Annotated in this window: 10 protein-coding genes and 1 pseudogene; 5 read left to right on the forward strand and 6 right to left on the reverse strand. The window is 32.6% G+C overall.

What is annotated here, in order from left to right:
• Positions 1-4 precede the first annotated feature (4 nt).
• The 4 genes from ACR6HW_RS11860 to ACR6HW_RS11875 are packed head-to-tail and all read left to right on the forward strand — an operon-like array spanning position 5 to position 5,848.
• Positions 5-1,330 (forward strand): radical SAM protein, encoded by a 1,326-nt coding sequence (locus ACR6HW_RS11860; protein ID WP_455727939.1) that lies wholly within the window; start codon positions 5-7, stop codon positions 1,328-1,330.
• Between the two features lie 10 nt (positions 1,331-1,340).
• Positions 1,341-2,303, forward strand: coding sequence for a radical SAM protein (locus ACR6HW_RS11865; protein WP_455727940.1), 963 nt, complete (start codon positions 1,341-1,343; stop codon positions 2,301-2,303).
• A complete protein-coding gene (locus ACR6HW_RS11870) occupies positions 2,296-4,110 on the forward strand; it encodes an ABC transporter ATP-binding protein (RefSeq protein WP_455727941.1) in 1,815 nt (604 codons plus the stop codon). The genes ACR6HW_RS11865 and ACR6HW_RS11870 overlap by 8 nt, the downstream gene beginning before the upstream one ends.
• Positions 4,076-5,848: an ATP-binding cassette domain-containing protein gene (locus ACR6HW_RS11875; protein WP_455727942.1), complete on the forward strand. Its 1,773-nt coding sequence runs from the start codon at positions 4,076-4,078 to the stop codon at positions 5,846-5,848. The genes ACR6HW_RS11870 and ACR6HW_RS11875 overlap by 35 nt, the downstream gene beginning before the upstream one ends.
• 89 nt (positions 5,849-5,937) lie before the next feature.
• Here the strand turns inward: ACR6HW_RS11875 and ACR6HW_RS11880 are convergent.
• The 6 genes and pseudogenes from ACR6HW_RS11880 to ACR6HW_RS11905 all read right to left on the reverse strand — a co-directional run bounded on the left by ACR6HW_RS11880 (position 5,938) and on the right by ACR6HW_RS11905 (position 12,108).
• Positions 5,938-7,112 (reverse strand): annotated as a pseudogene (locus tag ACR6HW_RS11880) (IS3 family transposase).
• 126 nt (positions 7,113-7,238) lie between these two features.
• On the reverse strand, positions 7,239-8,834 hold the full coding sequence (gene tnpC / locus ACR6HW_RS11885) for an IS66 family transposase (RefSeq protein WP_455727943.1): 1,596 nt from the start codon (positions 8,832-8,834) through the stop codon (positions 7,239-7,241).
• 132 nt (positions 8,835-8,966) lie between these two features.
• Positions 8,967-9,266: an IS66 family insertion sequence element accessory protein TnpB gene (tnpB, locus tag ACR6HW_RS11890; RefSeq protein WP_455727944.1), complete on the reverse strand. Its 300-nt coding sequence runs from the start codon at positions 9,264-9,266 to the stop codon at positions 8,967-8,969.
• Positions 9,259-9,570, reverse strand: a complete 312-nt coding sequence (tnpA, locus tag ACR6HW_RS11895; RefSeq protein WP_455727945.1) for an IS66 family insertion sequence element accessory protein TnpA — start codon at positions 9,568-9,570, stop codon at positions 9,259-9,261. The genes tnpB and tnpA overlap by 8 nt, the downstream gene beginning before the upstream one ends.
• A gap of 169 nt (positions 9,571-9,739) precedes the next feature.
• On the reverse strand, positions 9,740-10,894 hold the full coding sequence (locus ACR6HW_RS11900; protein WP_455727946.1) for a DUF262 domain-containing protein: 1,155 nt from the start codon (positions 10,892-10,894) through the stop codon (positions 9,740-9,742).
• Positions 10,895-10,902: 8 nt separating this feature from the next.
• A complete protein-coding gene (locus ACR6HW_RS11905) occupies positions 10,903-12,108 on the reverse strand; it encodes an FRG domain-containing protein (protein ID WP_455727947.1) in 1,206 nt (401 codons plus the stop codon).
• Positions 12,109-12,337: 229 nt separating this feature from the next.
• Between ACR6HW_RS11905 and ACR6HW_RS11910 the strand changes: the two genes are divergently transcribed.
• Positions 12,338-13,657 (forward strand): IS1380 family transposase, encoded by a 1,320-nt coding sequence (locus tag ACR6HW_RS11910; protein ID WP_455727928.1) that lies wholly within the window; start codon positions 12,338-12,340, stop codon positions 13,655-13,657.
• Positions 13,658-13,794: the final 137 nt, after the last annotated feature.

A 13,794-nucleotide genomic window follows, 5' to 3' on the forward strand; every position in this document is an offset into this window, starting at 1 on the left:
CACAATGAAGTTGTGTTCATATAAAGAATGTTCAATAATTATTAATGAGAAAACAGGTCGATGGATAAGCATGAAGTATCCAAATGATTTGGATCATAAGAAAACAATAAGAATTAACTCAGTTGATGAATTAGATAAATATTTTCCTGAGAAAATAGTGCGGTATATTAGATTGAATTATGATATGTTGAACCAAGAACACATTCAAAATGAAGTTGAAAATGGTAAGGTGTTAATTATACTTACATCAAATGTTTGTAATTTAAGTTGTGAATACTGTTATATGTCTTCTGGAAATAAAGGAGAGCTCATTTCAACTCAGATGATCATTAGAATTATCGATTCTTTAATAGAATATAGAGGTAATGATCAATTCAAAGTACTTTTTCAAGGTGGTGAACCAATGCTTTCTTTTAGTGAAATAAGAGAAGCTGTTGAGTACTATAAGAAGCTTGGATCAAATTTGAACTTCTCGATTCAATCTAATGGTACAATAATGACTAAATCAATGATTAAATTTTTTAAAGATAATAATATAAGTCTTGGAATAAGTCATGATGGTTCTAGCAATAAAGAAAATATCGGAAGGTTTAACGATAATTGTGTAAATAAAAAGATTGAAGGAACAAAAGAAAATCTTGAAAAATCAAATATTCCTTTTGGGATACTCTCAGTAGTATCCAATAATAATGTTGATAATCTTTATAGCTTTTACCTTGAAGAATCTTCTAATAATAGAGGAGTCTCATTTAATCCATTATATCCAATTGGCAAAGGTAGCGTGTTGTCAGATTTGGTAGTGAATCTAAATAAATATACTGAACTGAATAAATCAATTGTCAACAATACAATAAACAAGAATTTTCAAATGAATAAGAAGCCATTTGAAATTTGCTATGAAGGTAATCTAAGGGTTCTTCGTGATAGAGTATTCTATAGAAATTTTCACTCTTCAGTTTGTACAAAATCACCATGTGGTGCTGGAACAGAAACTATAACAGTGGATTTTAATGGATATATATATCCTTGCACATACTATTATAGTTTATTTGATAACAGTAATAAGATAGGCACAATAGACAATCTGAAAACAGCTTTTATTAATGGGCAAAATTGCAAAGCAAAAGAGAGAAGATGTGAGAATATAAGTATATGTTCTGATTGTGCATTCGCTGTTTTCTGTGGTGGCGGAGGATGTACAGGGGCAATTAACAACAGTTCAGAAGTATTAGCCGAGAGTCCATATTGTGAGTATTATAAGGAAATAATTCCATATATGATTGTTAAATCTATGGAGAGTTTAAATACACTAGTTTTGAAGAATTTTTAAGGAGTTTAATATGAAACTATTTTTGGAAGTGAATAATTACTGTGAGTTGAAATGTAGATTTTGTATAGCGGATAATAATCATCTTTATAACGCTACCAATCTTGAGTATGACTTTGTAAAAGAACTAATGGAAAAGTATAAAGATGAAAAACACAAAGCCGCATTTATTACTGGTGGAGAACCATTACTCCATCCTAGAATTAATGAAATTATTAGTCTTTTGAAAAGTGGCGGTTATTATATTTATATTACAACGAATGGTTTGCATTTCGCCAATCCAGATTTTCTTGTAGACATTCTAATGCGCGGAGTTGATAGAATTGCTATACCTATATATGGTAGCGAAGCAAGATTTCATGACGAAATGACAGGAGTAAAAGGTAGTTTTGACCAGTTAATGACGGCATTAGATAATCTTTTTTATATTAAACGCAAATATAAGTTGAATACTTTAATTGAATTACGTTTATTAATGTCAAGATTTACATGTCAAGATAACGTAAGTATTGTGAATTTAGTTTCAAAAAAATATCCTGATGTTGATTATCTTGCTCTATCGGGTTTACAGTTATCTAGTCAAACAACTAATTATGAAAGCATGATTGAACTTAGCTTAACTGAGGCTGAATCATACTTACGAAAAACAATTGATGCTATTTGGAATAGTAATATCAAGAGTATGGTAACGGGGATTCCTATTTGTATAATGGGAGAGAAATATGAAAAATTGTATGGATACGATAAATTAAATGACACTAAAGAGAAAATGTCAATGTTTCCTCATTTAAGCGTCGGTCCATATATGAGAGATTTTAAAGAAACTAGGTTTAGGAAGGAAAGTTCAAAGCAAAAGAGCCCATTGTGTAACTTATGTAAATATTTCAAGGTATGCGATGGATTGCAAGGACGCTATGTTGAAAGATATGGATTCGAAGATTTAAAGCCAATATTGGAAGCGGGTAAAAATGTATAGCACAGTAATTAATTATTTTAGACTATTAAAGTTATCATTTAAATGGGCACCTACTTGGGTAGTTTTTACACTTCTACAATATGTTTTAGGTGCGGTAAACATAGTTTTATCATCAGTATACGTAGTTCAGTTAGTATACCAAGGTATTATTGGAGAAATTGTCATAGAAGAGGTTTATCTTGGAGTAGCAATAGTAGGTCTCCTTGCTCTTTGTTTAGGTTTTGTTAACTCTTTATACTATGCAAGGGTTGATCCTATAGCAAAGCAAAAGATAAAATCTGGACTGATATGCTTGATAAGTGAAAAGTCAACAAAGGTCGATTTAAAAGAATATGCATCTTCTGACTTTATGCATCTTCATTTTTTAGTACAAGACAAGTTCTATAACACACTAATTAGTTCTACTGTATATTTTGCATTTTATGTGTCCAACATAGTTGCGATTGCTTTATGTGTAATCTTTGCGGTTACAATAGACTTAAAAATAATTGCATTTTCTATGTTGGTTGTACCATTATTGTTAAAACTAAATCTTTATAAAAAAGATATCTTATTGCAAAAAGAAAAAAAAGTTATCTCATATAAAAGAAAAATAGATTATATTAACAGTCTCTTTTTATCAAAATCTCATGCAGAGGAAATACGGATTTTTGATATTAAAAATTACTTTGATGGTGAGTTAGATGAAAATTATAGTTTACTTACAAAAATTATAACAAAGGCGCAGAAACGTATTTACGTATTGACAGCAATAAGTGAAGGAGCACTAGAAGTTATTATCTATTTCGGAGTTTTATTCTATGTGATATTGAACATTTCTAATGGTCTAGCAGATGTAAGCACCCTTATTCCATCTACTGCAATTGTTTACCAATTAGTTACTAGAATGAGTTCTTTGGTTAATGTTTTACCCACTATGAAGGAATTTTCTTTTTACTCAGATTACTTTTATGATTATATGAATTTTGAGAGTGTTGTTGAGAACCGTGAGGGCATTAAAATAGATAAACCATTTGAAAAATTAGTTCTAAATAATTTATCCTTCAAATACCCAGGAGAAGAGAAATTTGTTTTAAACAAAATTGATATGGATATAAAGTGTGGTGATAAAATTGCAATAGTTGGTGAAAATGGGGCGGGAAAGACTACTTTAACAAAGATAATATTGGGCTTATATAATAATTATTCTGGCAGTGTTTTTTTAAATGATATTGATGTAGATAGGTTAGAAATCAGTTCATATAGAGACATGTATTCTGTTGTTTTGCAGGATTTTAATCATTTTGCATGTTCTATTTCTGAAAATATTAAAATGGGATTTGAGGAAGAAAATTCAGATTTCCAAATTTCAAAATCATTAGAAGTGGCAGGACTAAGATCGAAAGTTGAAAAAATGGATGCTGGATTAGATACTATAGTAACTAAAGAATTCAGCGATCAAGGTATTGAACTGTCAAAGGGACAGTATCAGAGAATGGCAATAGCTAGAGCTTTCTATAAAAATAGAGATATAATTATTATGGATGAGCCGACAAGTGCTTTAGATCCGCATTCAGAATATGAGTTATATGATAGATTTATGAAAGAAAATACTAATAAGACCGTTATAATCATTTCTCATAAATTATTTACAATAAAAAATGCAGATAGAATATATTTTTTAAAGGCTGGAAAAATAACGGAATTTGGTAATCACGAAGAGTTGATGCAATTAGATGGCAACTACTCAAAAATGTACAAAGCACAAATGAGTAAATATGAGGAGACTATAAATGAAGAATTACAGTATAATTTTCATGAATCTTAAATATATTTTACATCATTTAATGAAAGCAAGTAGAAAAATAGTTTTTTTCGAATTATTAAGTATGGTAATAACAGTTACTGAATTTTTTTTGGTGAATGTACTAATATTGAAATATATTATTGATAGTCTTACGACAAATAGTTCTATTAGAAGTATAATTGCAGTTATATTAATCGGGATGATTTTAAAATCAGCTAAAATAGTTGTATGCAATTATTATAAACATTATGTGTTAGAAAATGAAAAGTTAAAGTTAGAAAAATACTTTAACTCTATTATTAATAAACAGGCAGCCACTGTTGACTTAGGTTGTTATGATAACGTTGAATACTTTGATAGTTATGTAATCACATCTAAGCGCATAAATGAAAATAGTTTGATTTTACTTCAAGACATTTCAATATTAGTAAGTACAATATTAACAATTATATTGACAACATCTTATGCATTGATTGTAGATTTTAAGTTGATATTACTTATTATTATACCTATTTTATTAGATAGTAGATTACGTATAATTATAGGTAAACTAGAAGCAAAGAAGGATATTGAACTAGAAAGGAAGAGAAGATTTCAAGACTACGTTGTAAAAATATGTAAAGACGTTAAGTTTGCAAAAGAAATGCGATTAACAAAAATGTCTGAATTTTACATGAATAAGTTTAATGAGAATAATAGCGATATTTTATATATTCACAATTCTTATTTTGGGAAACTAATGAGAATGTATTTATTTAGTGACTTTCTGTATGAACCTAAAAACATTATTGTTACACTTTATTTAGCGTATAACGTTATTGAGACTAAGAGTATAAGTCCTGGAGAATTTTTAGCTGTACAGGCTTCATTACTAGCTCTAAGTTCAAACCTTGGTAAGATAAATAAAAGATTGGTTGTATTTGATAAACATAGTCGATATATAGATAAATTTAAGGAGTTCATAGAGTATAAAACCAATCTGGTAGATGGAGATGTTACATTAGATAAAGTTGAATCAATAGAGTTTAAAAATGTTGCGTTTTCATATAGTGAGGATTCGGTTTTAAAAAATATTTCATTTAAAGTGAATAGAGGAGAATCTCTTGCTCTAGTTGGTGAAAATGGTGAAGGCAAAACTACAATATTAAAACTTTTAATGAGATTTTATGATGTTGATTCAGGAGCAATTTTGATTAATGGCTCGAATATTAAAGATTATAATTTAAAGAGTTTAAGAAGATCTTTTCAACCGGTGTTGCAATCCTTTAATATTTACAAAACAAACATTGTTGGAAATATAGCATTTAAAGGTGCTGATTTGACGGAAGAAAGTGATGTGACTAATGCAATAAAAAAAGTTGGATTATCAGAAAAATTTGTTGATTTATGTTGTTGTAATAATATGTATATAGGTAAAGATTTACATGATAATGCGATTGAGTTATCAGGTGGTGAGAAGCAGTTGCTAGCAATTGCAAGATCAATCCATTTTGAGGGAAAGATTGTTTTAATGGATGAACCTTCTTCTGCTTTAGATGCTCATGCAGAGTCAAGACTAGTAGATCTTCTAGATGCAATTAAATTAGATAAGATTTCTATAATAGTATCTCATAGATTAACTCTAGCTCATAAGGTTGATAAGATTGCAGTAATAAAATCGGGTGAGGTTGTAGAACATGGGAAGTTAATTGAACTCTTGAATAAAAAAGGTGTCTATTACGACATGGAAAACGCACAGCGTGAAACAAGAATTATCTAATTTATAAATGCTTACGTATAAAGCATTTATTGAAGTATTATCAATTGTATATGTCAAGTAAGAAATGGGGCTGGATTGTCAACACTTTATTAGACAATTTTCTTAAGGGTAGTTCTTTTAAATTCTATAGGCGTCAGGTAGCCTAGTGTTGAGTGGATTCTTATGTTATTATACCAATTCACATAATCTGCTAATTCGATGCTAAGTTCATCTAGCGACTTGAATATATACCGATTTGAAAACTCTGTTTTAAATACTTTGAAAGTGGCTTCAGCAACCGCATTGTCGTATGGACAACCCTTTTAACTCAGAGATCTTTTTATATCAAATGTTTCGATCTGCCCTTCAATTACATTGTTTTTGAACTCACTGCCACGGTCCGTGTGGAATATCGAAATATCATTCAAATTTGCGTTTATCCGTGAGAAAGCTTGATAAACAAGGATTGCGTCCTTCTTTGGACCAGCGCTATAGCCAATAATTTCTCGATTGAATAAATCAATTAATATACAGACATAATTCCATTTTCCTGCAACCCTGACGTAAGTCGGATCACTTACAACGACTTCTAATTGCTCTCTATTTGAGAACTCTCGTTTGACTTCGTTAGCAGTTAAATCTTCATTTGAAGGCTTTTTAGAAGGCTTGTATTGCGCAATTGTATAGGTTGAAACTAGACCATTTTCCCGCATAATTCTTCCGATTTTTCGCCTTGAAACGACTTTGCCTTCGTCATTTAGTTTTTTCTTGATTTTACGAGTGCCATAATTGTTTCTGCTTTCTTTGAATATTTTTATGATATCTTGGGCTAAAGCTTCATCTTCTACGTTGACTTTTATTTCATAATAGTAAGTACTTCGAGATAGGTTAAGGACGGCACACATTGCTGATATCGAGTATTTGTCTGTATTCGCTTTAATGACTTCTACTTTCGTCCTAATATCAGTAGATACCGGAAGATACCGGCGCTGAAAGCGGTTTACGAAGTAAACTTATGAGCTGCTTGCTTTAAAATGTCATTTTCCATCTTCAGATGTTCATTTTCTTTGCGAAGCTTGATTAATTCGTTTTCAGCATCACTCCTGTTGTCTTTTTCTTTGAAAGAACCCGACTGCTGATGCTGCGATATCCATCGATCTAGTGAAGAGGGGGTAAGTTCATATTCTTTGAGAATCATAGATTTGCATTTGCCATTGAGGTATAACTGTACCATTTGATTTTTGAATTCATCTGTGAACTTTCTTCTTGGTCTTTTACTTGGCATTCGTGGCCTCCTTAAGGTTATTAGTTTATTCTAATTGTAAGCGTAAAGCAGGTCACACATTGAAATCTGATGGCGAGCCTAGTAAACTAAAAAAGCCACCCAAGAGAATTGGCTGGCGTAAGAGTTCTAGTCTTGTTTGTCCGCAGTATTGCAGATCTCATCTGGTATAGATTTTGCCCATGGCAACAAAGCGTCCAAAGCTTTATCATCCTCGATATCGATGTTTGGAAGCTGCTTGAATAAATAGGTTAAGTAGAAAAACGGATTGAGCTTATTGGCTTTAGCCGTTTCAATAATGGAATAACTCATCGCACTTGCCTGAGCACCTTTAGGCGATCTTGAGAACAAGTAATTTTTCCTCCCAATTACAAAAGGTTTAATGGCACGCTCTGCAAGATTGTTATCGACTGCAATATGTCCATCAAGCATGAAGTTAATGAGCTTATCCCATTGATTAAGGCAGTATTTAACAGCCTCTCCAAGCTTGCTCTTCGGAAGTGTGCAGCGATTTTGCTCTTCAAGCCATGACCTCCAAGCGTCAAGAACAGGTTTAACAGCCTCTTGCCGTTTTTTAAAACGTTCCTCTGGCGTTAAATTCATATACTGCTTTTCATAATGGTATATCTGATTACAGAACCTAAGGCCTTCACTGGATTTGGTCCTCGAAAGCTCAGCATCTTCTGGAAGCGCCTTTAGGGCATCATTAAATTTACGGCGTGCATGAGCCAGACATCCCACCTGCGTGACATTTTCGACCGCATTATAGCCACTATAGCCATCTGTTTGAAGATACCCTGAAAATCCTTCAAGAAACTTCTGTGGATTTTTCTGAGATCTAGAGGATTGATAATCGTATAAAAACATAGGGTGCATGGCACTTTTAGCTGACGCATAGAGCCACATGTAGCCTTTTGAATTCTTCTTCTCATCAATGACTTTCAGAGGACTTTCATCGGCATGGACGACAAGCTCGTTTTTAAGAAAAACATGCATACGTTCATAAAGTGGCCTCAGCCAATTATTTGCGCCATACATTATCCAAGCGGCCATATTCTGTCTTGAAATATCGATGCCAAAGTTTTCAAAGGCCTTCTCTTGGCGGTATAGTGGCAAATGCTGATTGTATTTGCGCTCCATAATAAAGGCCAGAAGAGACGGTGAAACCATGCTGCCTAGCATAAGAGACTTTGGCATAGGTGCTCTTACAATCGTCCCTTCAGTGCCCTCTTTATCACAGCATCTACAAGCATAAACCTGACGGATGTGGTGAACGACTTTAACCTGCGCTGGAATGATTTTAAGTTCTCTTCGAATCTCTGTCTTCATTTCGTGCAAAGTGCCTTCACAGTTTGGACAATCCATCTGATCTTCTGACAGTGTGTAATGTACTTCTTCAACAGGCAGGTCGTCATAAGTTTTACGTGATTTTGAACGTCCATTCTTACGATTTTTAAGAATCACTTCCGTATGAGGTTCTTCGCTTTTTTGTGCAGACGCCTTTTCTGCCTCATTGAAAAAACTAAGCTGTTCTGGATTTGTCTGTTCACTTGAAGCTGCGTATTTCTGGTGTTGATTTAGACGAAAAAGCTCTTCATAGTGAGTCACTTTTGCTTGTAAAGCTTCTATTTCTAGTGCTTGCTTGGCAATGGTTTGCTCAAGTGTTTGAGTATTTTTGTCACTTGATGAAGTTGTATGTGATGTCGTGTTTTTTATAGTTTTCATACGTTTATTATATCAAAATTTACGGCTCAAAAAAAGAGATAAATCTCAGAAAACATAAATATTTGACTGTTTTCTGAGACTATATAATTTGTCGTTCGTTTAACGGTTTGTGCGCATGACGTTCTCTAATGTTTAATCCGTCAAGCAACCATCTGAATGCACGCTCATCCACTTCAAGATGTGAATCTTCGCATGATCAGGCCACTGAAAACGGTCTCTCTCAAGACGTTTGTAGTGTAGCCAGCCCGTATGATCCCACTCAAGAATCTTGATTTTATCACGTCTTCTATTACAGAAGACAAACAGACTTCGTGAGAAGAGATCAAGACTGAATTTTTCTTGAACGATTATCGAAAGGCCATCGATAGATTTTCTGAGATCGGTTGGTCCCAGTGCTAAGTAAACTTTGTAGGATGAATATTTGCTAAGCATAATGCATCAACACTTTTACAATAGCCTCAAGTAAGGATAGATTTGCGGCGTCGTGAACTTCAATACTGGCTGATCCTATACGGACTGTTAGTGCTTTACTTGATTTTACAGATGGCTTTAAGGACACAAATTCAAAATTACTTTTAGGTATTTTGTCACGTTCAGAGGTCAGGCGGCTTTTCCAGTACCTAAAATTATGAATGTTAATAGCGTTTTCCGCGCACCACTGAGCTTGAGTTTGACCACTTGCTGTTTGCTCATTGATTAGACCATGCCACTTTGCTTTATTTGCTTCGCGTTTCATTGGGATTCACCTCATTTCTAAGATGATTTTAGCAGAGACTGTTCTGTTTGAATATGTGCCTTCTGTTTGACGCTTACTTATAAAATACTTATTAGAGTGTGGTGGCTTGTCATCAAATATTCATGTTAGATACCTAAAGTCCTATTATTTTTCAAATAATGAAGTGTTATCAGTCAACTCCTCTTTTAAAGTAATGAAATCTTTTTTTAGGAATAATAGATTCATTCTTTGAAAAATCATAATTAGTAAAATCTGCAATAATTCTTTTAATATTTGTACTCGATCCAGAGTAAGTTGTATCAAAAAATAGAGTTTTTTCAAAAAAAACTTGTAACTCGTCAAAAAACTTTAAATCTTTTTTAATTTCAAAATAGTGATATAGTGCAGCTAAGTAAATTGCAATTCCAATCTGAAATTTATAATTTCTAGAATTAACATCTGAAAATAACTCCGCAGAAAACGGAAATGCAATTTTGGAATTGATGAAAATCATCATATTGTTAAAGTCATCAAAAAGTTTTCTAGTAGCATCTGTATTTTCATTACCATTTAAGTATTCATCTCTTTTCTTATGCATATATTTTTCTGCTAGTTCAGGTGATCTTCCACTTACTACTGCAAAACCGTTTTCAAGTACAGATAATATTGTAAAAATATGCTGATGTACTTTTTGTTTTTCCTTCCTATCTTTAGTAATATTATAAATTGAAAACAGCTGAGATGTTTCGCACTTAAACTCTTTTAATACGAATTCAGAAACAAACTCACTAGTCTTTGAATGATAAGTAGCTGCCCTAATTTCCTGATCTTCAAGAGGCTTTGTTTGTTGATTATAACGTTTGAATAATTCTATCTCTAAATCATCATTATTCAAATTACTAAATTCTAACACTGATATATGTGATGTTAAAATTTTTACTCTATCTTGCATTGTTAAATCTTTAAAAAACTTTCCTTCATAAATTTCTTTATCCAATATAACTAAACCAGAAAGCTTAAACTCATTTTTTACATATCTATAAATAGCATTTAATCGATGCTTTCCATCCATTACATTTCTAATATTACTTGTTTCATTATCTACTTTCACTAAGAATACTTCAGGGATCGGAATATTCAATAATATGGATTCAATTATTTGACTTTCTTCTTTTTCTCTTGACCTGTATTCTCTCTGATATGGAGGATTTAAAATTATTGCTTGAAGTACTTCTAGAGGATCTTCAAAATCTTTAATCAAATACTTTTCACCTTTGTCAATAAACGCAACAATATCTTGTACAGAAATTAAAGGTCTATTAAATGATATTTTCTTAATTTTCATAATATCCATTAACCATCTCTCCCATCTAAGAAACTTTTAAATTTTATACTTCGTACAGCATTATCTAAATCCGGATAAATACTCTCAAAATTCATGCCAATTTTAAATAATTCTTCAATAAGTTTTTCTTTAATATTTTGAGGAATTATTACAAATGTCGAATGCTTTGATACTTCTTTAATTCTCATATAGTTACCATTTTTATTAAGATCAACTTCATTTGGAAAGAGTAGAAATACTCCCTTTTGAAAATGAATACGATCATTTAAAGAATCTGACTTTACAAATATTGGCATTTTTATTTCTTTAAGAACTACATCTGTAGTATTCCCATTCGAATTCACAAAGTCAACATCACTACAATCTACAATATAATCAAGAGAATGGTACTTTGAATTATAACCTTGATAATCTATAAAAAGTACAATTCCAGCGGATGTACTATCTAAATTCTCTAGTGAAAATAATAATGAAACTAAATGCGACTCAGTAAAATCAAGCATATAAGTTGGTAATCCATAATGTTGTGCAAATGCTGTAATTTCCCAAGCTGTTTTATTTTTAAATTCAGGATAATAATGAGTTGCTTTTCTTTTAAATTCTGCTTGTAAATTTCTAATGTCTAAATTAGAAAAATATACATTATTAAAACTTCGATGGCCTGAAGGCAAAAAGTGATATTTAAAGTTGCTATAACCGCGTGAAACAATTTTACCACTTAAATTTTTAACATAATCCATGTATTCACTTAAACTAGTGACTTCAGTTATTTGATCATTTTCGATACCATATTCATTCATTAAAAAATTTACTACACTAACTTCTTCTCCACCAACAAATTCTATCGGTCTAGCAGACTCGCTTAAATCTTTTTTTGTATTATCATCTTCACAAACGTTTTGATTTGTCAAAAAACTTAACGCATTTTTTTTATTATACAATTCATAGCCAATAATACTTATTTTCTTATCAATCTCATCTTTAGAATCAATTTTAAATTCGAGAACAGACTCTGCTTTTAGAATCAGAGGCTTGTCTATCTTTTTAAGTTCATTATTGATGCTCAAGATTAGTTCACTTAAATTACTTGTGGAAAATTCTTTCTGAATCAAATTTTCTATGCTATTTAAAATTTCGCTAATATTTCCCTCTAAATTTAAACTATCTAATATTCTTTCTGTATACATTTTAACATTATCTAAATTATATAACATAGATCTTCCTCATTTTACTTTGTCTATCTATCATATTAACATTTTTATAGTCTAATCCTGAATTATTCATGACGGTTCACGAAACACTCCCCAAAACCGCATAGTTACTGTGTTTTAGACTACTTTTGCTTTTCACTTATCAAGTGAAACCTAAATAAATAGAAGAAGAGCTCCAACTTTGTTAAAATGAAGTTACCACACTCACAAACTAACAAAGGAGAAACTCTTCATGTCTAGTGTAAGTTCACTTCAGCTCGAAAGCAATAGTAAAATCAAAATAAATTTCAATGGAGGCGATTTATCCTCCGATTCGGGGCTGCTTCTCATAAAAGAATTCGCCCATAAGTTTGGCTTCAATAAACACATCAGCCAGTTTGTAACGGACAAAAATGATAGCTTCCGTAAACACAAAGACCATCAAAATCTATCCCAGCTAATTTATCAAATCCTTGCTGGATACTTTAATGACAATGATGCAGACGAACTGACCAATGAACCTGTCTTTAAAAGTATTCTGGGTAAACAGGCTCTTGCCTCACAACCCACACTGTCGAGGTTCTGGAACCGTATGGATGGAGATACAGTCAAACAGTTTGAAGATATCATCCGTCATATGAGATCATCGGCCTACAGGACTAAAATGCCAGAACAAGTTCTGCTTGATCTTGATTCAACCCTACTTAACACGTACGGCAAGCAGGAAGGCGAAGGCTTTAATTACCACTATCAAGCTCATGGATATCACCCCTTACTCTGCTATGACGGACTCACTGGAGATCTTCTCAAAGCAGAGCTTCGAGATGGTACCGCCTATAGTTCTACAGGCGTCTGCGAATTCATGCAACCTTTATTAGATGAATACTTTACGAAGTACCCTGATGTCCATCTGTTCCTCCGTGGAGACAGTGGTTTTGCAACACCAGACTTGTACAAACAGTGTGAAAGCAATGGTGTATCCTATGCCATACGTTTGAAAGCAAACAAAATACTGTATGCTCACGCAAAACATTTGGATGATGAAATAACCGAAGCTACAAAGGATAACATGATTGATTATGTGGTCCGTTATGATGAGTTCTTGTACCAAGCCGGTAAATGGGACTATCCTAGACGGGTTATCGTCAAGGTCGAGAAACCGTACAATCAGCTAACCAATCAGTATGCCTTTATTGTGACCAACATGGATCTCAGTCCTGAAGAACTAATTAAGTTCTATCGACATCGAGGCACCATGGAAAACTTCATCAAAGAAGGTAAAAGTGGCTTCAACTTTGCATCAACGCCAAGTAAGGACAAAGTCGTTAATGCGAATCATCTACTGCTCCATGTCCTAGCATACAACCTATTTAATTACTTTAAACGATTGGTATTACCTAAAAGCATGAAGAAAATGTTGATAGATACCATTCGATTGAAGCTGCTCAAAATCGCATCAAAGGTTGTTAAAGCAGCAAGATATATTCATTTCAAACTGTGTAGCAGTTGTCCATACAAGAATGAGTTCTATGAAATTCTTGAGAACATCCGTCGACTTCCACAGTTGGAATAAACGTAACTGATGAACTTTGAAATCTGAAAATCGAGAAAAGTATTGTCCACAGGATAAGTCTGCCCATTTTTAGGTGATAAACAGGAAGACGTCTTCTATGATAAGCATTATGAAGCGCAAAAACTTAAATCCGCTCG

It is taken from the genome of Fusibacter sp. JL298sf-3, from assembly GCF_053842995.1.

Excerpts from the sequence above, each read along its gene's own strand:
- ACR6HW_RS11860 (WP_455727939.1), top strand. The coding sequence starts at position 5 with ATGAAGTTGTGTTCATATAAAGAATGTTCAATAATTATTAATGAGAAA.
- ACR6HW_RS11865 (WP_455727940.1), top strand. The coding sequence starts at position 1,341 with ATGAAACTATTTTTGGAAGTGAATAATTACTGTGAGTTGAAATGTAGA.
- ACR6HW_RS11870 (WP_455727941.1), top strand. The coding sequence starts at position 2,296 with ATGTATAGCACAGTAATTAATTATTTTAGACTATTAAAGTTATCATTT.
- ACR6HW_RS11875 (WP_455727942.1), top strand. The coding sequence starts at position 4,076 with ATGAAGAATTACAGTATAATTTTCATGAATCTTAAATATATTTTACAT.
- tnpC (WP_455727943.1), bottom strand. The coding sequence starts at position 8,834 with ATGAAAACTATAAAAAACACGACATCACATACAACTTCATCAAGTGAC.
- tnpB (WP_455727944.1), bottom strand. The coding sequence starts at position 9,266 with ATGCTTAGCAAATATTCATCCTACAAAGTTTACTTAGCACTGGGACCA.
- tnpA (WP_455727945.1), bottom strand. The coding sequence starts at position 9,570 with ATGAAACGCGAAGCAAATAAAGCAAAGTGGCATGGTCTAATCAATGAG.
- ACR6HW_RS11900 (WP_455727946.1), bottom strand. The coding sequence starts at position 10,894 with ATGAAAATTAAGAAAATATCATTTAATAGACCTTTAATTTCTGTACAA.
- ACR6HW_RS11905 (WP_455727947.1), bottom strand. The coding sequence starts at position 12,108 with ATGTTATATAATTTAGATAATGTTAAAATGTATACAGAAAGAATATTA.
- ACR6HW_RS11910 (WP_455727928.1), top strand. The coding sequence starts at position 12,338 with ATGTCTAGTGTAAGTTCACTTCAGCTCGAAAGCAATAGTAAAATCAAA.